This is a genomic window from Allobosea sp. NPDC055594, from assembly GCF_053618995.1.
In genome coordinates this window covers 477,074-504,063 of record NZ_JBSHIO010000003.1, presented here as the reverse complement: position 1 = coordinate 504,063, position 26,990 = coordinate 477,074, and the positions used below count along the sequence as shown (strand labels likewise).

Annotated in this window: 25 protein-coding genes and 1 CRISPR repeat array; of the genes, 8 read left to right on the top strand and 17 right to left on the bottom strand. The window is 67.8% G+C overall.

Translation table 11 applies throughout. The features are described 5' to 3' along the window. Positions 1 to 265 precede the first annotated feature (265 nt). The 3 genes from ACWGRX_RS09575 (at position 266) to ACWGRX_RS09565 (ending at position 2,721) form a co-directional block, all read left to right on the top strand. Positions 266 to 1,123, top strand: coding sequence for an HTD2 family dehydratase (locus tag ACWGRX_RS09575; protein WP_452117345.1), 858 nt, complete (start codon positions 266 to 268; stop codon positions 1,121 to 1,123). Continuing rightward, positions 1,120 to 1,920: an HpcH/HpaI aldolase/citrate lyase family protein gene (locus ACWGRX_RS09570; protein ID WP_452117344.1), complete on the top strand. Its 801-nt coding sequence runs from the start codon at positions 1,120 to 1,122 to the stop codon at positions 1,918 to 1,920. Before ACWGRX_RS09575 ends, ACWGRX_RS09570 begins: the two co-directional genes overlap by 4 nt. Positions 1,921 to 2,016: 96 nt before the next feature. Further along, positions 2,017 to 2,721 carry an alpha/beta fold hydrolase gene (locus tag ACWGRX_RS09565; protein ID WP_452117343.1) on the top strand — a complete coding sequence of 235 codons (705 nt, stop codon included), beginning with the start codon at positions 2,017 to 2,019 and terminating at the stop codon, positions 2,719 to 2,721. A 3-nt stretch (positions 2,722 to 2,724) separates the two neighbouring features. Further along, positions 2,725 to 3,222: a CRISPR direct-repeat array (repeat unit 36 nt; unit sequence GTTGCCGCTGGACCGCGATCTCTGAAACGCTAATCT). 72 nt (positions 3,223 to 3,294) lie between these two features. Here ACWGRX_RS09565 and cas2 read toward each other — a convergent pair. Genes cas2 through cas9 form a run of 3 tightly spaced genes read right to left on the bottom strand, consistent with a single transcriptional unit; the run spans position 3,295 to position 7,893 of the window. After that, positions 3,295 to 3,633 (bottom strand): CRISPR-associated endonuclease Cas2, encoded by a 339-nt coding sequence (cas2, locus tag ACWGRX_RS09560; RefSeq protein ID WP_291649258.1) that lies wholly within the window; start codon positions 3,631 to 3,633, stop codon positions 3,295 to 3,297. Continuing rightward, positions 3,630 to 4,604, bottom strand: a complete 975-nt coding sequence (gene cas1 / locus ACWGRX_RS09555) for a type II CRISPR-associated endonuclease Cas1 (protein ID WP_452117342.1) — start codon at positions 4,602 to 4,604, stop codon at positions 3,630 to 3,632. Before cas1 ends, cas2 begins: the two co-directional genes overlap by 4 nt. 4 nt (positions 4,605 to 4,608) lie before the next feature. Next, positions 4,609 to 7,893 (bottom strand): type II CRISPR RNA-guided endonuclease Cas9, encoded by a 3,285-nt coding sequence (gene cas9, locus ACWGRX_RS09550; protein ID WP_452117341.1) that lies wholly within the window; start codon positions 7,891 to 7,893, stop codon positions 4,609 to 4,611. 402 nt (positions 7,894 to 8,295) lie between these two features. Between cas9 and ACWGRX_RS09545 the strand changes: the two genes are divergently transcribed. After that, positions 8,296 to 8,691 carry a hypothetical protein gene (locus ACWGRX_RS09545; RefSeq protein WP_452117340.1) on the top strand — a complete coding sequence of 132 codons (396 nt, stop codon included), beginning with the start codon at positions 8,296 to 8,298 and terminating at the stop codon, positions 8,689 to 8,691. A 42-nt stretch (positions 8,692 to 8,733) separates the two neighbouring features. On the opposite strand, the gene ACWGRX_RS09540 is transcribed toward ACWGRX_RS09545, so the two are convergent. Beyond that, positions 8,734 to 9,987 (bottom strand): MFS transporter, encoded by a 1,254-nt coding sequence (locus tag ACWGRX_RS09540; RefSeq protein ID WP_452117339.1) that lies wholly within the window; start codon positions 9,985 to 9,987, stop codon positions 8,734 to 8,736. Between the two features lie 380 nt (positions 9,988 to 10,367). Here ACWGRX_RS09540 and ACWGRX_RS09535 point away from each other — a divergent pair, with 380 nt between their 5' ends. Beyond that, positions 10,368 to 11,558 carry an MFS transporter gene (locus ACWGRX_RS09535; protein WP_452117338.1) on the top strand — a complete coding sequence of 397 codons (1,191 nt, stop codon included), beginning with the start codon at positions 10,368 to 10,370 and terminating at the stop codon, positions 11,556 to 11,558. 15 nt (positions 11,559 to 11,573) lie between these two features. Here ACWGRX_RS09535 and ACWGRX_RS09530 read toward each other — a convergent pair whose 3' ends face one another. The 4 genes from ACWGRX_RS09530 to ACWGRX_RS09515 all read right to left on the bottom strand — a co-directional run bounded on the left by ACWGRX_RS09530 (position 11,574) and on the right by ACWGRX_RS09515 (position 14,331). Beyond that, entirely contained in the window at positions 11,574 to 11,762 is a 189-nt protein-coding gene (locus tag ACWGRX_RS09530; RefSeq protein ID WP_291640747.1) for a DUF3008 family protein, read from the bottom strand. A 72-nt stretch (positions 11,763 to 11,834) separates the two neighbouring features. Beyond that, entirely contained in the window at positions 11,835 to 12,572 is a 738-nt protein-coding gene (locus ACWGRX_RS09525) for a spermidine synthase (RefSeq protein ID WP_452117337.1), read from the bottom strand. Positions 12,573 to 12,576: 4 nt separating this feature from the next. Next, positions 12,577 to 13,812, bottom strand: coding sequence for a metal-dependent hydrolase family protein (locus ACWGRX_RS09520; protein ID WP_452117336.1), 1,236 nt, complete (start codon positions 13,810 to 13,812; stop codon positions 12,577 to 12,579). A gap of 39 nt (positions 13,813 to 13,851) precedes the next feature. After that, entirely contained in the window at positions 13,852 to 14,331 is a 480-nt protein-coding gene (locus tag ACWGRX_RS09515; protein ID WP_452117335.1) for a DUF2938 domain-containing protein, read from the bottom strand. A gap of 203 nt (positions 14,332 to 14,534) precedes the next feature. Between ACWGRX_RS09515 and ACWGRX_RS09510 the strand changes: the two genes are divergently transcribed. Next, positions 14,535 to 15,653 carry an ROK family protein gene (locus tag ACWGRX_RS09510; protein ID WP_452117334.1) on the top strand — a complete coding sequence of 373 codons (1,119 nt, stop codon included), beginning with the start codon at positions 14,535 to 14,537 and terminating at the stop codon, positions 15,651 to 15,653. Positions 15,654 to 15,658: 5 nt separating this feature from the next. Here ACWGRX_RS09510 and ACWGRX_RS09505 read toward each other — a convergent pair whose 3' ends face one another. From ACWGRX_RS09505 to ACWGRX_RS09475, 7 genes are all read right to left on the bottom strand, one after another. Beyond that, positions 15,659 to 16,645 (bottom strand): alpha/beta hydrolase, encoded by a 987-nt coding sequence (locus tag ACWGRX_RS09505; RefSeq protein ID WP_452117333.1) that lies wholly within the window; start codon positions 16,643 to 16,645, stop codon positions 15,659 to 15,661. A gap of 73 nt (positions 16,646 to 16,718) precedes the next feature. Then, positions 16,719 to 17,477, bottom strand: a complete 759-nt coding sequence (soxA, locus tag ACWGRX_RS09500; protein WP_452117332.1) for a sulfur oxidation c-type cytochrome SoxA — start codon at positions 17,475 to 17,477, stop codon at positions 16,719 to 16,721. 7 nt (positions 17,478 to 17,484) lie between these two features. Continuing rightward, positions 17,485 to 17,811 (bottom strand): thiosulfate oxidation carrier complex protein SoxZ, encoded by a 327-nt coding sequence (gene soxZ, locus ACWGRX_RS09495; RefSeq protein WP_452117331.1) that lies wholly within the window; start codon positions 17,809 to 17,811, stop codon positions 17,485 to 17,487. Positions 17,812 to 17,815: 4 nt separating this feature from the next. Next, complete coding sequence (locus ACWGRX_RS09490) at positions 17,816 to 18,310, bottom strand: thiosulfate oxidation carrier protein SoxY (RefSeq protein ID WP_452117330.1); 495 nt, start codon at positions 18,308 to 18,310, stop codon at positions 17,816 to 17,818. After that, positions 18,273 to 18,734: a sulfur oxidation c-type cytochrome SoxX gene (gene soxX, locus ACWGRX_RS09485; protein ID WP_452117329.1), complete on the bottom strand. Its 462-nt coding sequence runs from the start codon at positions 18,732 to 18,734 to the stop codon at positions 18,273 to 18,275. The genes ACWGRX_RS09490 and soxX overlap by 38 nt, the downstream gene beginning before the upstream one ends. A 116-nt stretch (positions 18,735 to 18,850) precedes the next feature. Continuing rightward, positions 18,851 to 21,040, bottom strand: a complete 2,190-nt coding sequence (locus tag ACWGRX_RS09480) for a xanthine dehydrogenase family protein molybdopterin-binding subunit (protein WP_452117328.1) — start codon at positions 21,038 to 21,040, stop codon at positions 18,851 to 18,853. Positions 21,041 to 21,130: 90 nt separating this feature from the next. Then, the gene (locus ACWGRX_RS09475) at positions 21,131 to 21,598 is read right to left on the bottom strand and encodes a (2Fe-2S)-binding protein (RefSeq protein WP_452117327.1); all 468 of its coding nucleotides are present in this window, start codon (positions 21,596 to 21,598) and stop codon (positions 21,131 to 21,133) included. Positions 21,599 to 22,041: 443 nt separating this feature from the next. Between ACWGRX_RS09475 and ACWGRX_RS09470 the strand changes: the two genes are divergently transcribed. Beyond that, positions 22,042 to 24,645, top strand: a complete 2,604-nt coding sequence (locus ACWGRX_RS09470; protein WP_452117326.1) for a DUF3772 domain-containing protein — start codon at positions 22,042 to 22,044, stop codon at positions 24,643 to 24,645. 43 nt (positions 24,646 to 24,688) lie between these two features. Continuing rightward, complete coding sequence (locus ACWGRX_RS09465) at positions 24,689 to 25,171, top strand: CAP domain-containing protein (protein ID WP_452117325.1); 483 nt, start codon at positions 24,689 to 24,691, stop codon at positions 25,169 to 25,171. 18 nt (positions 25,172 to 25,189) lie between these two features. Here ACWGRX_RS09465 and ACWGRX_RS09460 read toward each other — a convergent pair whose 3' ends face one another. Both ACWGRX_RS09460 and ACWGRX_RS09455 read right to left on the bottom strand, forming a co-directional pair. Further along, positions 25,190 to 26,014, bottom strand: coding sequence for an OmpA/MotB family protein (locus ACWGRX_RS09460; RefSeq protein ID WP_452117324.1), 825 nt, complete (start codon positions 26,012 to 26,014; stop codon positions 25,190 to 25,192). A 14-nt stretch (positions 26,015 to 26,028) separates the two neighbouring features. Further along, positions 26,029 to 26,799 (bottom strand): motility protein A, encoded by a 771-nt coding sequence (locus ACWGRX_RS09455; protein ID WP_452117323.1) that lies wholly within the window; start codon positions 26,797 to 26,799, stop codon positions 26,029 to 26,031. Between the last annotated feature and the right edge of the window lie 191 nt (positions 26,800 to 26,990).

Sequence of the window (26,990 nt, the reverse complement as noted above, 5' to 3'; positions counted from 1 at the left end):
ATGGTCATGCACTACAAATCCTCCGCAGTGCAGCTCGACCAGCAGCAGATCAACAAACAGTTCGACTCAATCCAGATACCGGGACTGGGCGGAGGACCAGGAGGCTTCGACCTGAGCGCGCCTCCCGGCCTCGCCCCGCCGAAGCCCTGATCGGCGAGGCAAGGCGGCGGTGCTCACCGGCGCTGCCGCGCTCCCCGCAGGCGCGAGCCTGCCCGCCTGCCATCCCATTCCGCTACGGCCTGGACCAGCAGCGAGAGCCTGACGCATGACTGCCGAGACCACCGCCCCCGATATCGATCATCTGCGCAGCTGGATCGGCCGTGAGGATGTCGCCGTCGACCTCGTCGCCGAGGATCTCGCGCGCAAATATCATGCTACGCTGGATCTCCCGGGCGAGCCGCCCCGGCAGGGCGAGATCCTGCCGCAGCTGATCCATTTCTGCCTGGCCCAGCCGGCCGTGCCGACGGCGAGGCTCGGAGCCGACGGTCATCCGGGCCGCGGAGGCTTCCTGCCGCCGGTGCCGCTGCCGCGACGGATGTGGGCGGGCGGCGAGGTGACCTTCCATGGCGAGCTCAGGGTCGGCGACCTCGCCAGGCGCACCTCCCGGATCGCCGATGTCGTGCTCAAGCAGGGCCGCAGCGGCGCGCTCTGCTTCGTCACGGTCGAGCATCGACTGGAGGCGAATGGCAGCCTCGTTCTGGAGGAGCGGCAGGAGATCGTCTACCGCGAGGCCGCGGTGCCGGGCACGGAAGCCGCGCCGCCACCGCCACGCGAACCGGGCAGGCATCGGCGGGCGCAGCAGGCCAGTCCGGCGCTGCTCTTCCGCTATTCGGCGCTGACCTTCAACGCGCATCGCATCCATTACGACCGGCGCTATGCGCAGGAGATCGAGGCCTATCCCGGCCTCGTCGTCCACGGCCCGCTGCAGGCGGCCTGGCTCTGCAATTATGCCGCCGAGCTCCTGGGCACTCCGCCGAAGCGCTTCAGCTTCCGCGGGCTTTCCCCGCTCTTCGAGCATGACGCGTTCGCGCTCCATGCCCGCGAGGCGGATGGCGGGCTGGAGCTCTGGACGGCGCGTGAGGACGGCACGGCCTGCATGTCGGCGAAGGCGTACCGGACATGAGCGCGGCGCTGGATTGCCTGGTTCCGCTCTTCGTGCCGGGCAACCGGCCGGAACGCTTCGGCAAGGCCGCCGCGGCCGGTTGCGACGCCGTGATCCTCGATCTCGAGGATGCCGTCGCCCGCGACGACAAGGCGGCGGCGCGGGCAGCATTGCGGGACGACTTCACCGATCTGCCGATCATCCTGCGGATCAACGGGCTCGGCACGCCCTGGCACGAGGCCGATATAGCGGCGGTCATAGGCCTGAGGCTCGCCGCGGTGATGGTTCCCAAGGCCGAAGCCGGCGAGGCCTTCGCGGATCTGTGCACGCGCCTGCCGATGCCGGTGATCGCGCTGATCGAGAGCGCGCGCGGCCTCGCCGACGCCCGTCTCATCGCGGCGACCGGCAATGTCGCGCGCATCGCTTTCGGTAGCATCGACTTCTGCGCCGATCTCGGCTGCGCCCACAGCCGGGAGGCTCTGCTGGCGGCGCGCAGCGAATTGGTGCTGGCCTCGCGGCTTGCGTCCCTCCTGCCGCCGATCGACGGCGTGACCACCGCGATCGACGATGCGGGGCTCATCGTCGGGGATGCGCGTCATGCAAGCGAGCTCGGCTTCAGCGGCAAGCTCTGCATCCATCCGCGGCAGATCGAGCCTATCCGTGCGGGCTTTGCCCCCGATCCCGCCGAGATCGCCTGGGCCCGCAAGGTGCTGGCGAGCGGCGATGGCGCGGCTGCGGTCGACGGCGCGATGGTCGATGAGCCCGTACGCCTGCGTGCCCGCTCCATCCTGGCGCGAAGCGCAGAGGCCGGCGCCTGAGGCCGGGCTGCCTGCATCGCGAGCCGACAGGAGCGTCGGCGCAAGTACCCGTGGAAGCCTGCGCCTGGAAAATGCCTTGTCTGAGGAAGGTTTCGAATGGCTCTGCCCCCGCTCATCCTGATCCCCGGGCTCCTCAACGATGCCGAGCTATGGCGCGACCAGATCGCGGCGCTGGCGGACATCGCCGAGTGCCGGGTCGCCGACATCACGCAGGGCGAGAGTCTGGAGGCGCTGGCGCAGAGCCTGCTGGCGCAGGCGCCGCCGCGCTTTGCCCTCGCCGGCTTCTCGCTGGGTGGCTATGTCGCGGTCGAGATGGCGCGTCTCGCGGCGGAGCGCATCGAGCGGCTGGCCCTGCTCGACACCTCGATCCAGCCGGACGATCCCGAGCGGGCGGCGGCGCGAAAGGTTCGTGACAAGGCCGCCCGGGGGCCGGGCACCTTCCACGGCTTGGGCGACCGGTTGCTCAGGACCTATCTCAGCGAGGCCCATCTTCAGGACGAGCAGATCGTCGGGCGCATCCGGGGCATGACGCAACGGCTCGGCGCCGAGGTCTTCCTGCGCCAGAACAATATCCTGCGGAAGGATGGCTCCGGCGTCCTGAGCGGCTTGAGCTGCCCGGTCCTGATCCTGTGCGGCGAGGAGGACAGGCTGACGCCGCTCGCCGAGCACCAGGCCATGGCGCGTCTCGTGCCGCAGGCCAGGCTCGTCGCCGTGCCCGGCAGCGGCCATATGACGCCGATCGAGAACCCGGCGGCGGTGAATGCGGCCCTGCGCTCCTGGCTGCAATCGGGGCAGCCCTAAGGATCCGGTGCTGGACCGAGATCTCTGAAACGCTAATCTCTCGCGGCCACTTCGGACGCTGGCGCTCAAGTTGCCGCTGGACCGCGATCTCTGAAGCGCTAATCTCTCCTCCGAAATCGCCGATCTCGCGCTACCGTTGCCGCTGGACCGCGATCTCTGAAACGCTAATCTAAAGCCTTTGCTGCCGCCGAACGCGAGCAGGTTGCCGCTGGACCGCGATCTCTGAAACGCTAATCTACGAGTGCGCCGGCCGCCACCCCCGCCCCAGTTGCCGCTGGACCGCGATCTCTGAAACGCTAATCTCAACATTGGTTCAGCTACGGCGGGCGCTCTGTTGCCGCTGGACCGCGATCTCTGAAACGCTAATCTCGCCTTCTTCACCGGCCCGGCTGACGCCAAGTTGCCGCTGGACCGCGATCTCTGAAACGCTAATCTTTCGTCTCGAATTTCAAGCACCTGCTCGTCGTTGCCGCTGGACCGCGATCTCTGAAACGCTAATCTTGATCAGCCCCTATCCTCTTGTAAAGAAAGAGGATAGGGGCTGTGGCAGGATGTTTTTTCTGCATGTTCCGCTCAGAATAGCGCGAGTTGATCCGGATTTTTCCGGCTGCGTTTCCGGCGCTGGCCCGAAAATCTGACGATATTCTCATACTGCCGGTCGGTGAATGTCAGGATATGCACGTCTCCGCGCGCAGGCAGATGCGCCTCGATCCGCCGCAGATAGGCCTCGAACTGCTCCTTGCCGTTGCAGAAGCGGGCATAGACCGAGAACTGGCTCTTCTCGAAACCCTCGTCGAGCAGATATTCGCGAAACTTGGTCGCCGCGCGGCTCTCGACTTTGCTGGTCACGGGAAGGTCGAACATCACGAAGATCCACATGAGCCGGTAACCGCTGAGCTGGGTGAGCGTCATGGCGGACGCTCCGCCGCGGGCATGGTCGCGGAGGGCTTCGGCTCCGACTCGGGAACCAGCCGGTCGAGGCCCGCGATCTCGATCGGCGTTGGTGGCAAGGGCGTCACCAGTGTCGAGGCGTCGTTCGTCTCGAAGGCGCGCGCCAGCGACTGCGCCAGGCGCTGGGCCGCCACGGTCACCGTGGTGACGCCGTCCGCGCCCGGGAGATCGACCGCGATCAGTCCTGCGAAAGCCCGCTTCGTGGCCGGGTCGACCTTGTCGAAGCCTTTTGCGGCAAGGCGCAGCGCCAGTGCGTCGACCAGGGGCCGGAAGGGCTCGACGAGATCGTCGGCGAGCGCGAAGGCATTGCCGCGATTGGCGTGATGGATGCCGATCGAGGGATGCAGGCCCGCTGCGACCACCGCGCGGGCGACCAGCGAGCGCAGGATGGTATAGCCGTAATTCAGGGGACCGTTGATGTCCTGCGCATCGCGCTCGCGGCGGAAGCCCGGCTCCATCAGCAAGGGCCAGTAGCGCCGCGCCGCCTGCGCCTCGATATTGTCGGGATCGCCCGAGCGCACCTTGCGGACGAGCATGTCGAGCGCGGCGCGCTCCTTGCCGTGCGCCGCGAGAATGGCGGCCTGCCAGCGCAGCTTGGCCACGATGATCCGGCTCCAGAGCTGCTTGGCGAGCGGGCGGCCGGCTGCCCATTGCGCTCGCATGCGCGCATTCTGCCCATGATGGCCGTCGAGCGGAAGCAGGACGCCGACCGGTGCATGGTTTTGCCCGCACAGCACCAGCGGCACGCCGCGCTCGGCCAGGGCGACGGCGAGATTGGTGCTCCAGGTGACGCCATGCGCATGTACGATCACCGCCGCGATGTCGTCGAGCGGGACGCGGCCGATCTCCTGCCTGTCCTCGCTGACGAGGAGGAAGCCGCGCAGGGCGGAGAGGTGGCGGCCGTCGCTGGCGATGTCGACGACCCGCTCCATGCCCCTATCCTTTCGAGCGCGGCTTGCGGGCCGGAAAACCCGGGTCGTGGATGCGGCCGAGCTCGTCGATGCGGACCTGCCGCGCCTTCCAGCGCTGCAGCGAGCTGGGCGAGCCATAGACATAGCGGAACGGGTCGTCCTTGTTGGCGTCGCGGGCTTTCAGGCTGCCGGCCTCCTGCGGCGGTGCCAGCACGAGCGAACCGGCGGAGAACTTGACGACGCGCATCAGCTCGCGCTCGCCGTCGCGCTCGATCGCGACGACGTCGTTCTGCTGGAGCGAGAGGACCTTGCGCGCCGTCGGATTGTCGGCGCGGATCGGCGAGCTCCAGCCCGGCTGGTGTGCCTCGAACATCGAGACGACCTCGTCCTTCCACCTGCCGGTCTTCAGCTCCCAGACGTCGAAGCGGTAATTGGAGTCGCCCTTATAGGCCTTGTAGGCGCGCCCCTCCCGGTCCCTGATCGGGATGACGGAGAGCGGCTCGACCACACGGATGCGACGTAGGCCCGGAAAGGAGCGCGGTCCGCGCTCGGGATGGCCGAAGCTGCGCATTGCCTGCTCGAAGGCCGCCCCCTCCCTGCCGGCGGTCCAGTCCTTCAGCTTCTGTTTCAGATCCTCGTCGCGGATCGCGTCGAGATCGGCCGGTTTCTTGAATGCCGAGAGCGGCTTGCGCGTGACGACGATGTCGAGCCCGCGCGCATCCTTCTCGCCGGTGACGCCATAGGCTGTCTCGTTGTGCAGGCGCCCGGCCGTCGTATCGCGATTCGCCGGACGTCCGGCCTTGCTCGCGCTGCCATGGTCCGGGCGATGGCTCACGGTGATGGCGCGCACGGCCTCGCCGACCGCCTCCGAGAACCCCGCCCAGGGGTCGGGGATGCCGGCGACCAGCCGGTCGGCGGCCTCATGGCCCTGGCTGCCGGCCTCGCGGGCGATGCGATTGAGCATGGCGCGATCGGTCACGGCGACGACGATGGCGTCGATCGCGTGATGGCGGTGGTCCCGGCGGTTCTTCGGCTGGCTGGTGCCACCGGCAAGGTTGTGGTCCGGCAGATGGTGGTTGAGCCCCCAATTGCGCCGCAGCATCTCGGTCAATCGCCCGGGCGAGACCCAGACATGGCTCGAGCCCTCGCCGGTCTCGGGGTAGAGCGCCGAAAGATATTCCCGCGCCAGCCGCGAAAGATGCTGGGTGTCGATGAGGTGGCGGGCGAGGAAGCCGCCCTGCGCATCGAAGCGGCCGAGCGCTTCCGGTTCGAAGCGCCAGCGCTTCTCCCTGGGCAGGCGCGCGGCGCGGGCGGCGATCGCTTCCCAGTCGGCATCCGGGCCGAAATGGGCGCGCAGATCGGCCCGGGCCTCGAAGGGCGTGCGCTTGCGCTTGATGCGGTTGACCTCGCGCAGGCAGAGGACGCGGTTGCCGTTTGAATCGTCGAGCGTGGCGCTGAAGGGCAGGATGTGATCGATTTCGACCGCGCCCGAGAACAGCATGTCGAGCGAGATCTGCCGGCCACTATAGACGCAGCGCCGGTCGAGCACATTGTCGCGGTTGAGTTCCTCCCAGAGCTTGAGCAGCGCCCGGTTGCCGCCCTTGTCGGCCTGGCCGATCTCCTGGAGCTTCCGCGAGCGCTGCTCGGCCGCCTCGCGATTCTTCCTGTTCTCGACATTGATCTCGCGCTTGCGCTCCTCGTCGAGCTTGAGCTCGCGGGCGAGCTCGATCGCGATCTCTTGCGGCGGTCCAAAGCGGCGGATCAGCGCGTTGACGACGCGGCGGAGCTGGTTGAGGCCGATATGCACGGTCGGATTGGTCAGCCGTCCGGTGCGCAGCGCCTCGTCCTGTTCGTCCGGATCGGCGGTACCGGGCAGGATGTGGCGCTCCAGCACCGCGCCGTAATAGGGCAGGGCGGGATTACCCTTGTCGTCCTGCCAGGTTCGTCCGTCGCGCAGGTCGGAATGATGGCCGAGCCCGGCCCGCTGCACCGCCTCGCTGTAGACGACGACCTCCTTCTCCAGCTCGGCGATCAGCGCCTTCGTCGCGGTCTCGCCGAAGCGGCCATAGCCCTCGGGCAGGCGCGCGCCGGTGACGTTCGCGGCCTGCTCGCCGGAGAGTCCGTGGGCCTGCTGCAGCCAATCCTCGAATTCGGTGATCTCGGTATCGCTTTCGAGCGTCAGCAGGCGCTCGATCACCGGCCATTGCGCCTCGGGCTTGATGCCGAGCCAGGCCGCGCCGAAGCGGCTCTTATGGGCCATCTCGGCGGCGACCTCGTCGCCCTTCATCTCCTTGCGGTTCTCGCTCTCCTTGTTGAAGCGGGTATCGGGATCGAGCTTCAACCCCTTGCGCAGCGATTCATAGGCGACCGTCTTCTTCTGTCCGAGCTTCGAGAGCAGGGCGTCGCGCTGCGGCCTGTCCAGCGGGCGTGCTTCCGCCCCAGGCAGCACGATCCTCAGCGCGTTGAGTTCCTCCAGCAGGCGCCGGCGCTGGAACAGCGGATGTGCCTTGGGCAGGCGCGGTTCCGGCGGCAGCAAGGTGCAGAAGCCGATCTTCGGCTCCCTCAGCGGGCGCTGGTGGAAGATGATCTCGTAGAACTGCTTGCGCCTTTCGGGTGTCAGCGCAGCGGGGTGATGCAGCGCCTGCGCCTGCCAGATCGCGGCGAACTCCTCTTCCAGCGTCTGCCGGTCGGGATAGAAATCATAGATCTCACCGGCCTTGCCCGCCTCGGCCTCGGGGGCGACGATCCGGGTCCGCACATGCGGGATCGCGTTGGGATCGGCGGCGCCTGCCCGGCGTTTGTGCAGGAACTCGCCGAGTGTCCTCGCCTCCTCCTGCGCCATCTGCTCGTGCAGCCGGGCGACGCCGATCCTGATCATCCCGGCATCGTCGTTGCGGCCGCGGTCGGTCTTGCGATTCGACTTGAAGCCGCGCCGCTGGTTCAGGTGGAACAGCGCCCGGCCGAGATGGGCTGGCGGCAAGGCTTCATCCAGCGCCCGCGTCCGCAACTCATAGGGATCGAGCGCGGCAAGGGCCCGGCGGGCCTCGTCATCTGCGGGGAAAAAGCCGGCCAGCGTCAGATATTTGAGCAGGGCTGTCTGGCGCTGCTTGAAGCGGTCGCGCCGGCGTCGCATGGCACGGGCGTCGCGGCGTCCGCCCGCGAGAGATGCCCCCGATTTCGGCTCGCGCCCATCGGAGAAGATGCGGGAGCCGGCGGCCTCGACACCATTCGGAGCGCCCCGGTCGTCGAGTCGGATGACCGCCCAGCCGAGCGAATTCGTGCCGAGATCGGCCCCCAGACGCCACCGCATATCCTTTGCTCCCCCTGCTGCGCCGGGGATACTATCTATGGTTGTGTAAATGTCGAGTGTTTATTATGAATTAAGTTCACCTAGGGAAATTGACAATAGGCGGCTTTGCTCCTACCAGAGCCCTAGCCGGACGGATCGGGGTCCAAACTGATCCGTCAAGGGAGCGCTCCCTTAGGCTAACTGGGCTAAGGTCAGAAGAGCCCAAGTTCACCTAGTTGCCGCTGGACCTGCGGTCTCTGAAACGGTGCTTGACCGCGATCCCTGAAGAGCTATTCTGAAGACTTCAGAGATCGCGGTCTGGCTGTTAACAAGCAGTCATGTCTGCACCAGATAAGGGCGGCGCTCCGGCGTCGCCTTTTTTTGTTTCTACCATCCGGTGGTGGTGATTTTCATGGCCGGGCCATGAACCGGCCAGCGCAGAGCTGGATGCACGCCCCGTTCGAGCCATGGCCGCGCGATGCGCTCGCTTGCCCTTTTGATGAGAACAAAATAAGAACATTCTGGAATCGGAGCTGGATGAGGGCGGTTAAGATGCGGATTCGGCGAACCTGGCCGGAGATCGACCATTTGTTTCATGTCGAGGCCGAAGGCGGCGAGCGGATCGCCGTCATAACGCACGACAAATATGCGCCGCGCGGCTCGCCTCGCTGGCATTGGGCGATGTCGGGGAAACGCCGGGCCGCCGCGGCCGGATTCGGGCGCTGTCACGATATCGAGGAGGTGAAGCGCAGGATCCGCGAGAGCCTGCCTGAAGGTGCAGCCGCATCGCGCAGGGGTGGCCGCGACTGCTTGGCCTGAAGCATTTTCGCGCGAAGCGAGGGCCGGTTCGCGCGAAAAGGCTCAGAGCTCGCTTTGGCGGGGGCGCGGCCCGAGATCGGGGAGCGAGGTCTCGGCGGGCGTGCGGGCCGCGGCGGCCTCCGGCGCGATCGGATTGGTCAGGATGCGCATCGCGAAATAGCTCGCAACCGCCAGCGAGAGCACACCGATATAGAGCAGCAGACCTTGCGGCCCAACGATCTGCATCACGGCGGTCGCGACCAGCGGGCCGATCGTCGCCCCGACGCTCCACAGGAAGAGCAGCCCGGCCGAGAGGCCGACGGCCTGGTCGCGGCCGAGCCGGAAATAGGCGTGGGTCACCGCCACCGTATAGAGCGGCACGCTGCAGCCGCCGGTGAGCGCGAACAGGCCGTAGAGCCACCAGTCGCGCTGCGTCGTGCCCGACAGGAAAAGCGCCCCGAGCGTTGCGGCGGACAGGGCGGTCGCCGCGGTGGCACCGAGCAGGACGCGACGGCTGTCGACCCGGTCGGCGAGCCAGCCGATCGGCCATTGCAGCAGGAGCGCGCCGAGCTGGATCACCGCGGTCAGCAGGAGCGCGCGCTGCTGGCCGAGCCCGATCAGGATGCCATAGGCCGGCACGACATTGGTCAGCGGCCCGCTGACCAGGCCGACATAGAGGCAGCCGATCACGGCGGCCGGGGCCTGCTGCCAGAGCGTCTTGAGGCGGACCGAGACCAGTTCGGCCGATTCCGGGCCCTTCGCCCGGGTGAGGCTCACCGGAATCAGCGCGATCGAGAAGGCGACGCTGGCGATCAGGAAGACGTCATGGGTCTGGATCGCGACATAGCCGATGCCGACCTGCGAGCCGATCAGGGCCAGCCGGTTCAGGATCTGGTAGATGCCGAAGATCCGGCCACGATGGCTCGAGCGGGCCTGGCCGCTGATCCAGCTCTCGATGCAGATGCTGTGGCCGGCCGCCGCGACGCCCATGACGAAGCGCGTCAGGCTCCACCATTCGACCGGCAGGACCGGAAAGCTGAGCGTCAGCGCCGCCTGCAGCGAGGCGAACACCGCAAAGCCGCGAATATGGCCGACGCGCCGGATCAGCGTCGGAATCCAGAAGCAGCCGAGCAGGAAGCCAACCGAATAGGCCGAGCCGACCAGGCCGATCAGCAGCAGCGGCTGCTCCTCCAGGGCCATGCGCAGCGGCACGACCGTGTTCATGATCGTGCTCGCGACCTGCAGGATCAGCGCGCCGGTGACGATGGCGCCGAGCGCCGCGACCGAGCCGGTTTGCGGTTTCGAGGCTTCGCTCACGGCCGGGTCGATTCCGTGCAGGCGAACTGCCGCGAAGCGGGGCGGCGGGGCGAGAACGAATTCTGGGTCACCACGGCGTTCTCGCGAAATCGATTGCCGGCCACTGCAGCTGCCGGCAGGAATAGCATGTCCGTCCGGATAAGCCCCCAAATTTTGGCGGAACTGAGCATGCCGATCGGCCGAGCGGAGGCATCGCCGTCATGCGCTGGGCGCAGCTGCGGGCGGAGTGCCTTTCGCTGGCGCGCCCTTGCGGTTTTCGCCGAGGGGCGGCTTCGGTGCGGTGAGAGGCGAGGCCGCGAGCAGACCAGGGAGCAGGACTTGTCGGAGACCGTGAACAGGGGCGTGCCCGCGCCGGCAGGGGCGAAGAGCCGCCGAAGCTGATGGCCGCGCCACGTTCGACCCCTGCGACCGTTCTCGCGCTCGGAACCGCCCAGACCGTGGCCTGGGCATCGAGCTATTATCTGCCGGCGGTGCTGGCGACGCCGATGGCGCATGATCTTTCGACCAGCCCGGTCGAGATCTTCGCCGCTTTTTCGGCGGCTCTGGTGGTGTCGGCGGTCATCGGCCCCTGGGGCGGAGCGGTGATCGACCGGCGCGGCGGGCGCGGCGTCCTGATCGGCTCCAATCTCATCTTCGCCGCCGGGCTCGCCTGCCTCGCCTTGGCGCAGGGGACGGTCCTGCTCTGGACCGGCTGGCTCGCCATGGGGCTCGGCATGGGGATCGGGCTCTATGAGGCCGCCTTCGCCGCGCTCGCCTGCATCTATGGCCGGGAGGCACGCTCGCCGATCACCGGCATCACCCTGATCGCCGGCTTCGCCAGCACGATCGGCTGGCCGCTATCGGCGCTGATGGAGGCGCAGATCGGCTGGCGCGGTGCCTGCCTCGGCTGGGCCGGGCTGCATCTCTTTCTGGCGCTGCCGCTCAATTGCTTGCTGCCGTCAGGCCATATAGCCGTTTCCGCCCCTGCGGCTGCGGTGAAGACGGGGCAGGACGGCGACCGGGCGGAGGCCCGCAAATCGCGCTGGGTCATGGTATTGCTGGCGCTGGTGTTCGCCATCACCTGGTTCAACAGCACGGCGATGGCGGCGCATCTGCCGCGGCTGCTCGAGGCGGCCGGGGCGACGACGGCGGTGGCGGTCGCTGCTGGTGCGCTGATCGGGCCGGCCCAGGTCGCCGCCCGCCTCGCCGAGTTCACGCTGATGCGGCAGCTGCATCCCTTGATCTCGGCAAGGCTGGCGACGCTGACGCATCCTCTCGGCGCCGGCGTTCTGCTGGCGCTCGGCGCGCCCGGGGCCTATGCCTTCGCCTTCCTGCACGGGGCCGGCAACGGCGTTCTGACGATCGCCAAGGGAACCTTGCCGCTCGCGCTGTTCGGGCCGGCAGGCTACGGCCTGACGCAAGGGCTGGTCGGCGGTCCCGGGCGCGCCTTGCAGGCCGCCGCACCGCTGCTGTTCGGGCTGGCGCTCGACCGCTGGGGCGTACAGGCGATCTGGCTGACGAGCGGGCTCGCGTTCGTCGCCTTCCTGATGCTGCTCGCGATCCGGCTGCCGAAAGGCGAGGTCCATCCCTGAAGCGGCGCTGCCGGCTCAGCGCTTGGCGACATGCTCCGGCTTGCCCTCGTGCTTGGTCGAGGCGAACTCCTCGAGCTCTTTCTCGGTCATCGACCCTTCCATCGCTTTCGAGGCGCCCTTGAGATCGCTCCTGGGTATCTCGCCTCGCTTGGCGGCCAGCGCCATGCCGGCCGCCTTCTGCTGCGCCTTGGATTTCGCGGGCATGGCTGGCCTCCTTCTCCGAAAGGGCGGGGATGCCCGATCAACCGGAGGGCGGCGCGATGGTTCCGGCAGGTGTCAGCGCCGGCGCGGACCGCGCCGGGAGGAGGTGCTTTCGGGCGGGCTCCGGTCGCGATCGGCGGCTGCCGCCGTCGCCAGCCAGATCACATGCCGGGCGCCGCCGCCGGAGGCATTGGCGCGGACCTTCTTCTCCTCGACCGCAAATCCGCTCATGCGCAGGCGCTCGGTGAAGGCGCGGTCCGGTCCGGCCGACCAGATGGCGAGCACGCCGCCCTTGCGCAGGGCGGATTTGGCGGCGGCGAGCCCGGCGAAATCATAGAGCCGGTCATTGGCCTCGACCATCAAGCCATCGGGGCCGTTGTCGACGTCGAGCAGGATCGCGTCATAGCCGGCTTTGCCGGCACGGATCAGCGAGGCGACATCGGCCTCGCGGATGCTGACGCGGGGATCGTCGAGGCAGCCAGCGAAGATCGCAGCGAGCGGGCCGCGGGCCCAGGCGACGACCTGCGGGATCAATTCGGCGACGATGATCTCGGCATCGGCCGGCAGCACGGCGAGCGCGGCGCGCAAGGTGAAGCCCATGCCGAGCCCGCCGATCAGGAAGCGCGGCCGGGCGCGCTGGCCGAGGCGCTCGGCGGCGAGCGTCGCCAGCGCTTCCTCCGAGCCGCGCAGCCGTGAATTCATCAACTCGTTATGGCCGAGCGTGATCGAGAACTCGCTATCGCCGCGCTGCAGCAGTTTCAGCGTGCCGCCGCCCGGGATCGGGGCGGCGTCGAGCTGTGTCCAATGCGCCATCGCTTCAGTCCAGTCGCGTCCGTTTGGCGAAGGCCCCGGCCTTCATGATCACAGGCATGTGCCGGCCCTGGCGGGTCAGCAGCGCCAGATCCTTCAGTGGATCGCCATCGACGACGACGAGGTCGGCATGGGCGCCGGGCACAACCGTTCCGATCTTGCCCTCGAGCTTCAGCAGCTTCGCCGCGACATGGGTGGCGGCCCCGATCACCTCATGGGCGGGCAGGGCGCGGCCGCGAATGACGAACTCCTCCGACTGGTGCCGGTGCATCTCGCCGAGCAGGTCGCTGCCATAGGCCATGGGCAGGCCGGCCGCCTTCATGATCGCGAGCGACTCCATGCCGGCGGCGCGGACGCTCTCGACCTTGGCGACCGAGTCGGGCGGGAAGCCGAGCTTGCCGCCTTCGCTGGCGAGCTTGTCATAGGTGACGAGGGTGGGCACTGCGACGGCGCCGTTCCTGGCGGCAAGCTTCGCAGTCTCGGCCTGGATCAGGTTGCAATGCTCGAGCGAATGGACGCCGGCCTCGACGCAGCGGCGGATCGCCTCGTCGGTATAGACATGGGCGGAGACATAGGTGCCTGCCATGCGGGCCTCCTCGACCACGGCCTGCAATTCGCCGACCGAGAAGCCGAGGAAATGGATCGGATCGGTCGGCGAGGCGCAGCCGCCATTGGCCATGATCTTGATGAAGTCGGCGCCGCCCTTCAGCTCCTCGCGGGCGGCGCGGCGCACCTCCGCCTCGCCATCACAGATGCGGCCGAGTGCGCCGAGGCGATGGCGGGTTCCGGGCGCCGTCCGGTCGTCATAGCGCCCGCGAAAATCGGCATGGCCGCCGGTCTGGCTCAGAGCCTTGCCGGAGATGACGAGGCGTGGCGTCGGGAAATCACTCTCCTCAGTCGCCTGCTTAAGACCGAAATCGGCCCCGCCGACATCGCGCACCGTGGTGAAGCCGCGCAGCAGCATCTCGCGCATGATCACCAGCGAGCGCACCGTGACGAGCGAGTCCGGCAGCGCCGCATTGCGGCCGAGATCGGCGAGGCCGGCGATGACATGGACATGGGCGTCGATCAGCCCCGGCATCAGGGTGCGGCCCTTGAGGTCGATCGCCCTGGCCTTGTCGGCGCGCAAGGACCTGCCGACCTCGTGGATCAGCCCGTCCTCGACGAGAACATTGACCGGCTCGCCGCGCTCGGGGGCGGTTCCGTCGACGATGCGGGCGTTCTGGAACAGGGTCGCGGCCATGATGGCGGTCCTCGGAGCGGGTGCGGGCGAAGGCGGCGGTCAGCGCGTCAAGAGCGCGGTGAGATAGAGGCCGAGGCCGAAGACGACGTGGTTGACGAGGCCGACGAGCCGGATCTGGCCGGGGTTCGGCCGCTTCGAGGCGGCGACGCCGAAGCCCATGCCGGGCTGCAGGATGAACCAGCCGCAGCCGACGGTGACGATGCCGACGATCAGCGCCGGGATCAATGTCGGCGCCTTGGCCCAGCCGATGCCCCAGATCAGCAGCAGCACGGCGGCGAAGAGCACGCCGACGAGATAATGCATGATCCAGCCGATCGAGAGTTCGCCGGAAACCGGCTCCGAGGCCGAGATCGGGTCGTGCATGAAGCGCCCCCGCGGCAGATGCGCGAACCAGCGCCCGACCATCGCCCAATTGGCGAGCGGGATGCCGAGTGTGCGGTTGAGCAGCAGGGCCCAGAGGTCGAGAATGGCAGTAGCGCCGACGCCGATCACGATCGCGCGGCCGAGAAATTCAAGCATGCTTCACCCCTCCCAGCGGCCTCGAAGGCCGCGTCCTCAAGCGAGTCTTATGGAGGGGAAAGCGGGGGACGAGGTCAACGGAAAGGGCGACCTTATCCCCCTTGCAGGCGCAGGGGCGGCATGCGCCGGGCATGGGCCATCGGTCGCAGCCGGAACCTCGGGCGGCACCGTTCGTTTCCTCGGCGACGGCAGGGGAGCGAACGATGGCGGTTGCAACGGCGGCGAAGGTGGGCACGAAGGGTGGGCATGGTGCGCAGGAACTGCCCTCGGTCACCGTCACCAGCTATAATCTCGAAATCCGCGACGGGGACGGCTTCATCGGAGACAAGGCGAGCCGCGGCGCCTTCATGGACCATCTCGCCGAATTGCGCGGCCATCTCGCCGAGAATGGCGAGGATCCGCTCGGCGACACCGACGCGGCTCCGAGCAAGTCCGAGCTCGACGAACTGATCAGCAAGGGTGAGGCGCGCGAAGCTGCGCTGGTGCTCTCCGCGGTCGAGCGCTTCGCCCAGTCGCTGTCCTTCGTGATTCGTCGCTTCCTGCGGCAGAAGGCCTGGGCTCCGGTCGAGCGCATCGTGGTCGGCGGTGGCTTTCGCCAGAGCCGCGTCGGCGAGCTCGCCATCGCTCGTGCCGGCATCCTCCTGCAATCGGAGGGGCATGCGATCGAGCTCGTGCCGGTCCGGCACCATCCGGACGAGGCCGGCCTGGTCGGCAGCGCCCATCTCGCGCCGAAATGGATCTTCGAGGCCTATGACAGCCTGGTCGCCGTCGATATCGGCGGCTCGAACATCCGGGCCGGCATCGTCGAGCTGCGCCAGGACAAGGCGCCCGATCTCAGCAAGGCACGGGTCTGGGAAACCGAGCTCTGGCGTCATGCCGACGAGGAGCCGAGTCGCGAGGAGGCGGTGAGCCGGCTCGGCAAGATGCTGCGCGAGCAGATCAGGCACGCCGGGAAGGAGGGCCTGCGCGTCGCGCCCTTCATCGGTGTCGGCTGTCCCGGGCTGATCGAGGCCGATGGCGCGATCGATCGCGGGGCGCAGAACCTGCCGGGCAACTGGTCGAGCAGCCGCTTCAACCTGGTCGAGAGCATCCGCGAGATGGCGCCGGAGATCGGCGAGCACGAGACCGTGGTGGTGATGCACAACGATGCCGTGGTGCAGGGGCTCAGCGAAATGCCGTTCATGCAGGATGTCGAGAACTGGGCTGTGCTGACCATCGGCACCGGGCTCGGCAATGCGAGCTACCGCAACCGGCAGAAGCCGAAGGGCAAGGATAAGGACAGGGACGAGATGGAAAAAGCGGGTAAGGGCAAGAAGGCTTGAGCGCTTCAATCCCGCTTCGCCGGCAGCGCCCACAGCAGCCCGCGCGTGATCACCGCCGGGAAGACGGTGAGGTGGTCCTCGCCGGGGATGATCTCGCTGGTCAGCGACAGGCCGGGATATTCGCGCGAGCGCAGCGCCTTCTCGAAGTCCTGCATGTCGGCGATCATGTCTAGGTTGCGGCTGAAGCGCGGGTCGTTGGAGGCCTTGTTGATCGTCTCATAGGAGGCGATCGCCATCAGCACATTCGCCTTCAGATCCTTGTTGGCGTCGGCATAGGCCTTCTCGCGGGCGAACATCACCTTCTGGTCGAACCAGAGCGAGGGGCTGCCGAGAATGTAGTGCGAGAACATCTTCGGCTCGGTCAGAAGGATGTGGACGCCGAACAGGCCGCCATAGGAGTGGCCGGCATAGATGCTGCGGGTGGTGTCGGTACGATAGGTCGCGGCGACGAAGGGCATCAGCTCCTCGGCGAGGAAGCGGCGATAGCCTTCCGCTTCGCCGAAGAGCGGCGGGCGGCCGGATTCGTCCCTCGTCTTCTCGCCGTTCGGCGTCGGCGTGTAGTCGCGCCGCCGGCTGTATTGCCTGGTATCGCCGATCGCATAGGAGAGGCCGACGAGGATGAACTCCTCCAGCCCCTGGGCGCGGTTGCCGACGCGCTGGGCGATGCTGCGGACCAGTGGGAAGGAATAGTCGCCGTCGCTGACGAACAGCACCGGGAAGCGCCGCCGCGGCGAAGAATGGTAGGATGGCGGCAGGGCGACATAGATCTCGTAATCGCGCTGCAGCGCCTTGGCGCGGATCGTCCTGACCTCGGTGTCCTTGAGGACGAAGGGGGCGGGGTTCGCAGCGGGCGGCGGCGCAGCGGCAGTCGCGGCGGCGGGATTTGCGGCAGGGCCAGCCGCGACGACCGGAGCCTGCGGTTCCGCGACCGGCTGCGCGAGCGCGGCGGTGGCGCAGATCAGCAGAGCGAACAGGGCAGACAGGCGCAGCATCCGCCGCATCTCCGACAGGAATGTGCCGCCATCGTGGCGGCTTCGGCCCGCCGGGCCAAGCCAATCCGGCTGATCAGCGTCGCAGGCCGGGGCTCTCCAAGGCCAGCCCCTTGGCGCGCGCGGCGAGATAGAGTTCCAGCGCGAGATAGTCCGGGGCGCCATAGTCGAACTGCGTGGCGCGGACGCCGAGTGAGCAGGCGCGCAGGCGCCGGTGCAGCGAGCCGACGCCGTTCCATTCGAGGCGATAGGCGGGATAGCCGGTGCCGATGCCATGGCTGATCGTGTCGCCGCGCAGTTTTTCGCCGACGAGACCGTCATGGCATTGCCGGCAGGAGAGGTTGAGCTGGCCCTGCCGGCGCTCATAGAAGGCCTTGCCGGCTTCGAGATAGGGCTTGGCCGCCCCTTCGGTCGCGACGGCCATGGGCAGGCCGCGCGAGAGCGAGGCGACATAGGCGGTGAGCCCCAGCAGTTCAGGGCTTTCATAGCCGAAGGCCGGCTCGTTCTGGCGTTGCGTGCGGCATTGCTCGATGCGCCCTTCGAGATTGAGCAGCTTGCCGCTGGCGGCATCGACCTGCGGATAGCGGGTCGCGGCGCCCTTCAGGCTTCGCTCCGGATCGGCATGGCAGGCGATGCAGGCCGGCGTCCCGCCGCTGTGCCGGCTGAAGAGTTCCCCGCCCTGCTCGACCCAGAGGAAGCCGGGATTGCGGGCCTCGTCAGATTGCTGCCGGAGCATCTCCGGCGAGAGGAAGGCGCTGCCCGGTTTGATCTCCTGGGCTGAGGCCATAGTCGCAGCGAGCGACAAGCCGATGAACAGGGCCGCGCGTGTCGTCACTGGCGGCTCACGTCACGACGAGGCGCGCGGTGCGGGTGAAGACCGCCCCGCCATCCTCGCGCCATTCGAAATGGAGGTCGCCGGTTTCGAGGGCGCGGGTGGTGAAGCTGACGAAGGGGTTGGCCGAGATGCCGGTATGCATGTCGAAGCGGAAGACCGGTTCGCCGGCATAGGTCACGGTGAGGCGGTTGAGGATCTTGCGCGGTACGATGCGGCCCTCCGCGTCGACCTGTCCGCCGCGATCCATGGGATGGCGGACGAGCACCCGGATCTCGATGATCTCGCCGGCCTTGGCCTCGGCCGGCATGGTGATGCGGGCGTTGAACGTCGACATGAAGTCAGCCTCCGTCGATGCAGGCGCTGAGCGTCACGACGATATCGGCGTCGGCCATGACATAGCCGCCGCTGCTCAGCGAGGCGATCGCCACGACTTTTTGCGAGGTGGCGAGACGCAGGGTGGCGCGGATGTCGGCCCTGCCGCTGCGAGGACCGAGATGGAAGCGCGCCATGTCGGGATAAGGGTTCTTCTCGGCGATGACATGGATCCAGCGGACATGGTCGCTCTCGGTCATCGGAGATTCGACCTGGATCGCGACATCGACCGAATTGCCGTTCTCGACCAGCTGCGGGATGTCGAAGACGATGCCGCCGCGAGCCGGGACGGCTCCCCCGGTGATACGCCCGATCAGCTCGGCGAGGGCGGGAGGCGCGGCGGCATAAGCTGCTGCGGGCGAGATGGCCAGCGCGAAGCCGGCGGCGCCGGCCGCCATCACCTCGCGCCGCGAGGGGCCGGCTTCAGGGCGTGCGCAGGCTGGCGAGATAGGCGACGACATCCTCGATCTCCTGGGCGTTGAGGGCCGGCAGACCGCGAAATTGCGGGGCGACGTCTCGCAATCCTTCGGTGCGGAAATAGGGCGGCATCACGGTTTCCGGGTTGAGCAGGCTGGTGTCGACCAAGCGCAGCCGCAACTGGCCGGCAGTGAGCCTTGCGCCGACGCCGGCGAGTGGCGGGCCGATCGTCCCCTGGAAAGGCTCGTCCGGCTCAGGCACCCAGTGGCAGATCAGGCAGTTGCCGCGCGTACGGTCGAGCACCAGCACCCGCCCGCGGGAGGCGTCTCCGATCTCGCCTCCGAGCGGCGCCGGGATCGCGTCGCCGGCGACGGTATAGGCTTCGAGGGCGCCCGCCGGAGCAGCGAGAAGCGTTGCCAGGACAAGCGCCAGCCGTCCCGGGCGACTGCAGGTCGACCCGGGAGCCATGCCTGAGCTTTTCAGGTCAGCGTTCCGGCATGGATCCCGGCTCTTCGCTTCGCTCCGGCCGGGATGACCTCGTGTTTTCGCGAAGGGCAACTTGCCTCTCGCAGTGTCGCGCAACCTCACGCCTTGCGCAGATCGGCGTGGCGGAGCGGCATGGACCGCACGCGCTTGCCGGTGGCGGCGAAGATCGCGTTGAGAACGGCCGGCGCCGCGACGGCGATGGTCGGCTCGCCGACGCCGCCCCAGAAGCCGCCCGAGGGCACGATCACCGTCTCGACCGCCGGCATGTCCTCCAGCCGCATGACCGGATAGCTGTCGAAATTCTCCTCGACGATGCGCCCGTCCTTGACGGTGCATTCGCCGAACAGCGCGGCGGAGAGGCCGTAGACGAAGGAGCCCTCGACCTGGCGCTCGATCTGCGCCGGGTTCACGGCATGGCCCGGATCGGTCGCGGCAGTGATCTTGTGGACCTTGAGCTTGCCCTCGGGGCTGACCGAGACCTCGGCGACCGCCGCGACATAGGAGCCGAAGCCCATGGTCTGGCAGATGCCGCGATAGACGCCTTCGGGCGCCTTGGTGCCCCAGCCGGCCTTTTCGGCGACGGCATTGAGCACGGCGAGGTGCTTGGGATGGCTCTTCATCAGCGCGCGGCGGAATTCGAGCGGGTCCTTGCCGGTGGCATGAGCGAGCTCGTCGATGAAGCATTCCAGATAGATCGTGTTCTGGTTCAGGTTGACCCCACGCCAGAAGCCCGGCGGCACATGCGGGTTGCGCATCGCGTGGTCGATCAGCAGGTTCGGGACGGTGTAGCCGATCGAGGCCTCCGGCCCGGGCGGGTTGAGGCCCTGGAAGACGGCCGGGTCGCGGCCGTTCTGGATGTTCTGCGGGAAGATGCCGGCGACGATCGACTGGCCGGAAATGCGCATGTGCAGGCCGGTCAGGTTGCCGTCCTTGTCGAGCGCACCTGTCAGCTTGCACTGGGTCACCGGATGGAAGCGGCCATGCAGCATGTCCTCCTCGCGCGACCAGATCAGCTTTACCGGCGTGCCCGGGATCTGCTTGGCAATCGCGACGACCTGGCGGACCCAGTCATGCACCGCGCCGCGCCGGCCGAAGCCGCCGCCGAGATCGATCTTGTAGGCCTCGCATTTCGCCAGCGGCAGGCCGGAGGCCTCGGCGGTCGCGGCCAGCGCCGCCTCGCCGTTCTGGGTCGGCGTCCAGACCTCGCAGCGCTCCGGCGTGTAGAGTGCGGTCGCGTTCATCACCTCCATGCAGGCATGGTTCTGGAACGGATAGGAATAGACCTGCTCGATCGTCCGCGCCGCGCCGGCGATCGCCGCCTTGACGTCGCCGACCTGGTTGCCGACGGCTGCCTGCGGCGCGTCGAGCCCCTCCTTCAGCCAGGCGGCGATGCTCTCGCTCGAGACCTTGGCGTGCTCGCCCTCGTCCCAGACGATGGGCAGCGCGTCGAGCGCGGTCTTGGCGCGCCACCAGGTGTCGGCGACGACCGCGACGGCGCTGTCGCCGACCGGCACGACATGCTTCACGCCGGGCATGTCCTTGATCTTTGCAGCGTCGAAGCTCTTCACCTTGCCGCCGAAGACCGGGCAGTCCTTGATCGCGGCGTTGAGCATCCCCGGCAGCTTGAAGTCCATGCCGTAGATCTTCTTGCCGTTGGTCTTGTCGGCGGTGTCGAGCCGCTTCAACGGCTTGCCGGCGATGGTCCAGTCCTTCGGATCCTTCAGCGGCACCTCGCTCGGCGGCGAGAGCCTGGCGGCGGCGGCCGCGACCTCGCCATAGCGCAGCGAACGGCCGGACGCCTTGTGGGTGATCACCCCCTTGCTGACGCTGCATTCGGCGGCGGGGACCTTCCATTCGCCGGCCGCGGCCTGGACCAGCATGATCCGCGCAGCCGCGCCGCCCTTGCGGACATAGTCATGGGATTCGCGGATGCCGCGGCTGCCGCCGGTCGAGAAATTGCCCCAGACGCGGTTGCGCGCGAGGTTCTGGCCGGGCGTCGGATATTCGGTCGTCACCTTGGCCCAGTCGCATTCCAGCTCCTCGGCGACGAGCTGGGCGAGGCCGGTGAGCGTGCCCTGGCCCATTTCGGAGCGGGCGATGCGGATCACCACCTTGTCGTCGGGCTGGACGACGACCCAGGCGTTGATTTCGGGCGTCGCGCCCTGGGCCAGCGCCTCGTCGGCGAAGGGCACCGAAAAGCCGAAGCTGAAGGCACCAGCGGCGGCGGCCGAGCCGGCGAGCAGGCTGCGGCGGGAGAGCTTCATCTCGACGGCAGAGGCGGATGTCATGGCGTCCTCCAGATTCTGGTCGGCATGGGCGAGGCGAGCGGCCATTCGGCGGATCGCGATCGAGCCCGGCGCTGTGAAGGGAAACAGGGTTCAGCCGCGGCCGAGCTCGCCGCCGGCGGCGACCTGCTGAATGGCGGCCTTGACGCGGTTATAGGTGCCGCAGCGGCAGATATTGGTCATCTCGGCCGCGATATCGGCTTCCGACGGCTTGGTATTGGCCTGGAGCATGGCTGCGGCGGCCATGATCATGCCGCTCTGGCAGAAACCGCATTGCGGCACGTCGTGCTCGATCCAGGCCTTCTGCAGCGGATGGCTGCCATCGGGCGACAGCCCCTCGATGGTGACGATCTTCTGCTCGGCCGTGACGGCGCTCACCGGCATGGAGCAGGAGCGCGTGGCGACACCGTCGACATGCACGGTGCAGGCGCCGCATTGAGCGACGCCGCAGCCATATTTCGTGCCGGTCAGGCCGATTTGCTCGCGTATGACCCAGAGTAGCGGCGTGTCGCCGTCGACCTCCACATCGATCGTCTTGCCGTTGATGTTGAGCTTAGCCATCGCAAACCTCCCGGTTTCGATTCCAGAGCTGGCGAGAGAGCCAGCGCGCCTCGCCGTTCGGTCGTTCCGGCCGCTCCGGGCCAGATTTATATTGGACGAAATACAAACCGAGTTGGCGTGGGAGCGCCAGTACCTCTGCGGCATGGCGGCGATCACGGTCTCGCGGGGGCGGGGGTAACGCCGTGGCCGGAGCGCGAAGCCGCCGCAGCGACGAGGTTCCGCCATCATGCTGTCCGGTTTCTTGCCGAAATGGCGCTGCGTGACCGCAGTATCCAGGCTCGTTTTCACGGGAATGTGATGTCCTTCTCCGAACCTTGCCGGCCGGCGCGGCATCGCCGCGAAGCCCGCCCGCAACCGCTTTTCTCCGGCATGCTTGATTTCGCCGCGCAGCGGTGGCGAGGCTGCGCAAGGACGCGAATCAGCCCGGCGAGATCGGAATGCCAGTGACGTCGAAAGCCCGTAACGCCTTCGCCGTTCTGGGCGGCCGACTCGGCGCCGCCCTGTTCGGGCTCTTCCTGCTGCTGCCGCTCTCGGCGCTGGCCCAGCCGGCCGACCCGGCGGCCGCGCGCGCCAGGGTCGATTCGATCAGGGGCGAGCTGACCCAGATCGAGTCGGCGCTGGGCAATCCCAATGCCTCCGATGCCGAGCTGCAGCGGCAGAGGCTGCGCCTACAGCCCCTGCTCGACCAGATCCGCGCCCTGACCGAGGAACAGGCACCGCGCTTCGAGCAGGCGAGGGCACGGCTCGAGCAGCTCGGGCCGAAGCCGGACGCCAAGGCGCCGCCGGAAGCCGCTGAAGTCGCCAAGGAGCGCGATGCGCGCGAAAAGGGGTTCTCCGAGGCCGACGAGTCGCTCAAGCTCGCCCGGGCGACCCAGCTCCAGGCCGAGCAGCTGCAGACGGCGATCAGCGACCTCAGGCGCGAGCGCTTCGCCAAGATGCTGTTCGCGCCCGGCCCCTCGCCGCTGAGCCCGGATACCTGGGCCGCGACGGTCACGACCCTGCCGTCGGATATCCGCGCCTCGCATCTCGTCTTCGGTGATTGGCTCTCGGTCTTCAGCGCCGCGCTGCTGAGCCCACGCGGGGTGCTCGTCCTGCTCGGCTTCATAGGCGCGATCGGCCTCTATATTGCCCGTGCGCGCTATCTGCCGCGGTTGAGCAATCGTCTCGCAGCGCATGAGACCGATAGCGAGGTCCGTTGCCTTTATGGCGCGATTATCCGCCTGTTCGCCCGTTCGGCGCCGCCGGCGCTGGCGAGCTGGCTGATTTATGCCGCACTCAACACGGCCGGCCTGCTGCCGCCCCGCATCCAGCCGGTGATCCTCGCCATCGTCTACGGGCTCGCGCTCTTCGCCTTCGTCCAGGCACTGGCGGACGCGCTGTTCGCCCCGGGCGAGCCGCAGCGCCGGCTGGTCAGCGTGATGGAATCGACCGCGCGCACTGTGGTCTGGATGGCCGGCTGGCTCGCCATCGTCATGGCGAGCGGCAAGGTTCTCGAAGCCTGGCTGCAGGCGATCGCCGCCGGTCTGACACTGTCGATCATCGTGCGCAGCGTCCTCGCCGCGCTTTTTGCGCTGACGCTGGTCGTCGGCCTCTACCGGTTGCGCGACAATGACGAGATCGAGCAGGAAGCCTGCCTCGGCCCTTATGTCCCGGTCGACGGGGCCAGCCTCGGTCCGGTGCGCATCCTGTCCTGGGTGGTCGGCGTCGCCATCATCCTGGCGGTGCTGCTCGGCTATGTCGTGCTCGCCACCTTCCTGACCGAGCAGGTGCTCTGGCTCGGGATCCTCGCGGGCCTCTTCGTGCTGCTGATGCAACTGATCGAGCTCGGCATCGGCAATCTCCTGACCGGCGAGGGGCGCTTCGCGCTGACCCTGCGGACGGGCGTCGGCCTGCGCGCCGCCACTTTGCAGAAATTCGCGGTGGTGCTCACCGGCGTGCTCAAGATCGTGCTGATCGTCGTGACGATCATGCTGGTCCTGGCGCCCTGGGGGTTGGAATCGGCTGACTTCCTGACCTCCCTGCGCGCGGCCTTCTTCGGTTTCCAGGTCGGCGGCGTCACCGTCTCGCTGTCTTCGATCTTCGTTGCCGCCGCGATGTTCGCGCTTGGTCTCGCCGCGACGCGCTCGCTGCAGGGCTGGCTCAACGACAAGTTCCTGCCGACGACCAAGCTCGACACCGGGCTGCGCAATTCAATCACCACCGCCGCCGGCTATCTCGGCTATGCAGCTGCCGTAGCGCTCGCGGTCTCGACGCTCGGCTTCAGCCTGGAGCGGCTGACGCTGGTCGCCTCGGCGCTCTCCGTCGGTATCGGTTTCGGCCTGCAATCGGTGGTGTCGAACTTCGTTTCCGGGCTGATCCTGCTCTGGGAGCGGCCGATCCGGGTCGGCGACCAGGTGCTGGTCGGCGACGCCGAGGGCATCGTCAAGCGCATCAATGTGCGCTCGACCGAGATCGAGACCTTCGACCGTTCCACGGTCGTCGTGCCGAACTCGAACCTGGTCTCCGGCGTGGTGCGCAACCGTGTCCGCTCCGACCGCACGGGGCGCGTGCTGATCTCGATCAGCGTGCCGCGCACATTCGATCCGACCGAGGTGCGTTCCCTGCTGGCGGATGCCGGCACCGAGCATGGCGACGTGCTGAAGAAGCCGCCACCGAACGTGCTGTTCAAGAAGATCGCCACGACGACCCTGGATTTCGACCTGATCTGCGTGGTCGGTGACGTCGACCAGGTCGGCCGCGTCACCAGCGATCTCAACTACGTCATCCACAAGCGCCTCGCCGAGCTCGAGAAGCCGGCAGCGGCCGCCGAGTTGACGGTGAAGGGGCTGGAGGGCATCGAGCAGTCGCTCGGCAGCATCGCGACCGCCGTCGCCGGCGAGCGCAAGGCTCCCGCGCGGAAGGGAGCGAGCAAGGTCAAGGCGAGCCGGTCCCGCGCGGCGAACGAAGTCGCAGCGGACGAGACCGAGGAAGATGCTCCCACCAGGAACGGCTCTGCGCCGGAGGCCGGCAAGGACGAGGCTGCAGGCAAGGACGACAACAAGGAATGATGCGATGCTTTCGTTTTCCGCTCGTCCCGCCCGTGGGCGCGCAATGAGCTGCCCTGCCGCGCTGGCCGGCGCCCTGACGCTGTTCAACATCGCCGGCTGCACCGAGCCGGTACGGACCCAGCCGGCTTTCTATCGCGATCTCGGCTCGCCCTCGGCGCGCGTCGATGCGGAGGCGGCGCGCGCGACGATCTCGGCCTATCGCCTGAATGCCGGCCTCGCCACGCTGAAGCTCGATCCGGAGCTGATGCAGGCGGCCGAGCAGGAGGCGAAGGCGATGGCGGCGGCCGACAAGCCGGCGCAGGCCGAAGCGGTCAAGGCACGTCTGGCGCGCGCCGGCCAGTCCGGAGCCGAGGCCAATCTCTCGGCCGGCTACCGGCGGCTGGCGGAGGCCTTTTCCGGTTGGCGCGATTCGCCCCAGCACGATCGCGTCATGAAGGCGCCGGGCGCGACCCGGATGGGCATCGCCTCGGCCTATGCGCCAGGTTCGAAATACCAGGTCTACTGGGCGCTGATCGTCGCGCCCTGATCCCGGCCGGGGCAGGCGTCAGGGCTTGGCGCCGTTGGGCAAGGGCGGCGCGTCCGCCTTCAGCACGATGGCGACGCGGCGGTTGAAGGGCAGATAGGGATTGTCCTTGATCAGCGGCTCGGTGTCGGCCTTGCCGGCGACCGAGGCGAAGCGCTCGTCGGGTACGCCGGCATTGCCGAGGATCTCCCGCACGGCGGAGGCACGGCCGACCGAGAGTGCCCAGGGGTTGCCACGTAGGAATGTGCCCGGCCTCGGCGTCGCGGTATGGCCGGTGATCGCGATCTTGTTGGGCATGCGGCGCAGCGTCGGAGCGATGGCGGCGAGCAGCTTGCGCATGCTGGCATTGGGCTGGACCGAGCTCTCGTCGAACATGGCGCGCCCGTCCTGGTCGACGAGCTGGATGTCGATGCCGGTCTCCGAGACCTCGACGAGGATGTTGCGCGAGAGCTCGCCGATCTCCGGCATCTCGCGCAGGGCCTGACGCAGCGAGGCGGCGGCGAGCGCAAAGCCGCGATCATGCGTCGCCGAGATCAGGCCGTCTTCCTTCTGCTGGTTGTGGTTGGGCGCGGTGTTGTCGGAGGCGTCCTCGATCGGCCGGACATAGGAATTCTTGATGTGGGTCTTGGTCGGGATGCCGTCGACCTCGACGATGCCGGCGAGGCGGACGTCCTTTTGCGTGCCGAAGGCGTCGCGCATCGAGCCGGCGACGATCTGCAGCTTCTGCTTGTCCTGGCTGGAATAGGCCGCGACCATGACGAAGAAGGCCATCAGCAGCGCCATCAGGTCGGCGAAGGTCACGAACCAGCCGTGACCGCCATGGCCGCCGCGCTTCTTCTTGGCCATCGTTCAGCGGCCCTTCAGCTGGCTTGCGCCATCTCGGCCCGATGATGATCGGGCAGATAGGCCAGCAGCATTTCGCGCACCAGGGTCGGGCTCTTGGCGTCGCGCATCTGCAGCACGCCGTCGATGATCAGCGTGCGCGAGATCTCCTCCTCCTCGAGCTTGATGTGCAGCTTGTCGGCGATCGGCAGGGTGAGCATGTTGGCGACCATGGCGCCGTAGAGCGTCGCCAGCAGTGCGGTCGCCATGGCCGGGCCGAGCTTGGACGGGTCGGACATGTTGGCGAACATGGTGACCATGCCGATTATGGTGCCGATCATGCCCCAGGCCGGGGCGCAGTCGCCGATGGCGCGGTAGACCTTCGAGCCTTCGTCGAGCCGCTGCAGGAAGTTGTCGCGGTCGCGCTCCATCGTGTCGCGGATGAAATCCTTGTCGTAGCCGTCGGCGATGTAGCGCAGTCCCTGGGCCAGGAACGGGTCGGAGACCTCGACGTTTTCCAGCGCCACCGGGCCGCTCTTGCGGTTGATCTCGGCGACGCGGGTGATCTCGTCGATCAGCTCGCGCGGATGGATGGCGCGCATGGTGAAGGCGAAGCGGATGCCCATCGGCAGGCCATTGGCGATCACCGAGAAAGGGAAGCGCAGCAGGGTGGCAGCCGAGGCGCCGCCGAAGATGATGATCGCGGCGTGCTTGTCCCAATAGGCGGCGAAATTGCCACCATCGATCAAGATCAGCGAGACGATCGTCGCGATGCCACCGATAATGCCGACGCCGGTTGCGAGATCCATGAAAAGGCTATCCTGATGCGCGTCGCCGCCGACGCTGCTCGCCCGGCCTCTCGCATGCTCCAAACGATAGGGCGCGCGGGTTGAAGGAAGCGTTAAGGTTGAGAAACTCCTCATGCCGGCAGGCGCCGCAGGGATCTGAAGGCGGTTTCGCCGAATCGCGATGGAGCCCGTTTGATTTCGCGCCGGATTTT

Coding starts and splice junctions, on each gene's coding strand:
- ACWGRX_RS09575 (WP_452117345.1), top strand. CDS start 266: ATGACTGCCGAGACCACCGCCCCCGATATCGATCATCTGCGCAGCTGG.
- cas2 (WP_291649258.1), bottom strand. CDS start 3,633: ATGACGCTCACCCAGCTCAGCGGTTACCGGCTCATGTGGATCTTCGTG.
- ACWGRX_RS09570 (WP_452117344.1), top strand. CDS start 1,120: ATGAGCGCGGCGCTGGATTGCCTGGTTCCGCTCTTCGTGCCGGGCAAC.
- ACWGRX_RS09480 (WP_452117328.1), bottom strand. CDS start 21,040: ATGACATCCGCCTCTGCCGTCGAGATGAAGCTCTCCCGCCGCAGCCTG.
- ACWGRX_RS09465 (WP_452117325.1), top strand. CDS start 24,689: ATGAGCTGCCCTGCCGCGCTGGCCGGCGCCCTGACGCTGTTCAACATC.
- soxZ (WP_452117331.1), bottom strand. CDS start 17,811: ATGTCGACGTTCAACGCCCGCATCACCATGCCGGCCGAGGCCAAGGCC.
- ACWGRX_RS09565 (WP_452117343.1), top strand. CDS start 2,017: ATGGCTCTGCCCCCGCTCATCCTGATCCCCGGGCTCCTCAACGATGCC.
- ACWGRX_RS09515 (WP_452117335.1), bottom strand. CDS start 14,331: ATGCTTGAATTTCTCGGCCGCGCGATCGTGATCGGCGTCGGCGCTACT.
- ACWGRX_RS09510 (WP_452117334.1), top strand. CDS start 14,535: ATGGCGGTTGCAACGGCGGCGAAGGTGGGCACGAAGGGTGGGCATGGT.
- ACWGRX_RS09475 (WP_452117327.1), bottom strand. CDS start 21,598: ATGGCTAAGCTCAACATCAACGGCAAGACGATCGATGTGGAGGTCGAC.
- soxX (WP_452117329.1), bottom strand. CDS start 18,734: ATGGCTCCCGGGTCGACCTGCAGTCGCCCGGGACGGCTGGCGCTTGTC.
- ACWGRX_RS09525 (WP_452117337.1), bottom strand. CDS start 12,572: ATGGCGCATTGGACACAGCTCGACGCCGCCCCGATCCCGGGCGGCGGC.
- ACWGRX_RS09535 (WP_452117338.1), top strand. CDS start 10,368: ATGGCCGCGCCACGTTCGACCCCTGCGACCGTTCTCGCGCTCGGAACC.
- ACWGRX_RS09455 (WP_452117323.1), bottom strand. CDS start 26,799: ATGGATCTCGCAACCGGCGTCGGCATTATCGGTGGCATCGCGACGATC.
- ACWGRX_RS09460 (WP_452117324.1), bottom strand. CDS start 26,014: ATGGCCAAGAAGAAGCGCGGCGGCCATGGCGGTCACGGCTGGTTCGTG.
- cas9 (WP_452117341.1), bottom strand. CDS start 7,893: ATGCGGTGGCGTCTGGGGGCCGATCTCGGCACGAATTCGCTCGGCTGG.
- ACWGRX_RS09505 (WP_452117333.1), bottom strand. CDS start 16,645: ATGCTGCGCCTGTCTGCCCTGTTCGCTCTGCTGATCTGCGCCACCGCC.
- ACWGRX_RS09520 (WP_452117336.1), bottom strand. CDS start 13,812: ATGGCCGCGACCCTGTTCCAGAACGCCCGCATCGTCGACGGAACCGCC.
- cas1 (WP_452117342.1), bottom strand. CDS start 4,604: ATGGAGCGGGTCGTCGACATCGCCAGCGACGGCCGCCACCTCTCCGCC.
- ACWGRX_RS09490 (WP_452117330.1), bottom strand. CDS start 18,310: ATGTCGTCGCCTATCTCGCCAGCCTGCGCACGCCCTGAAGCCGGCCCC.
- ACWGRX_RS09545 (WP_452117340.1), top strand. CDS start 8,296: ATGAACCGGCCAGCGCAGAGCTGGATGCACGCCCCGTTCGAGCCATGG.
- ACWGRX_RS09530 (WP_291640747.1), bottom strand. CDS start 11,762: ATGCCCGCGAAATCCAAGGCGCAGCAGAAGGCGGCCGGCATGGCGCTG.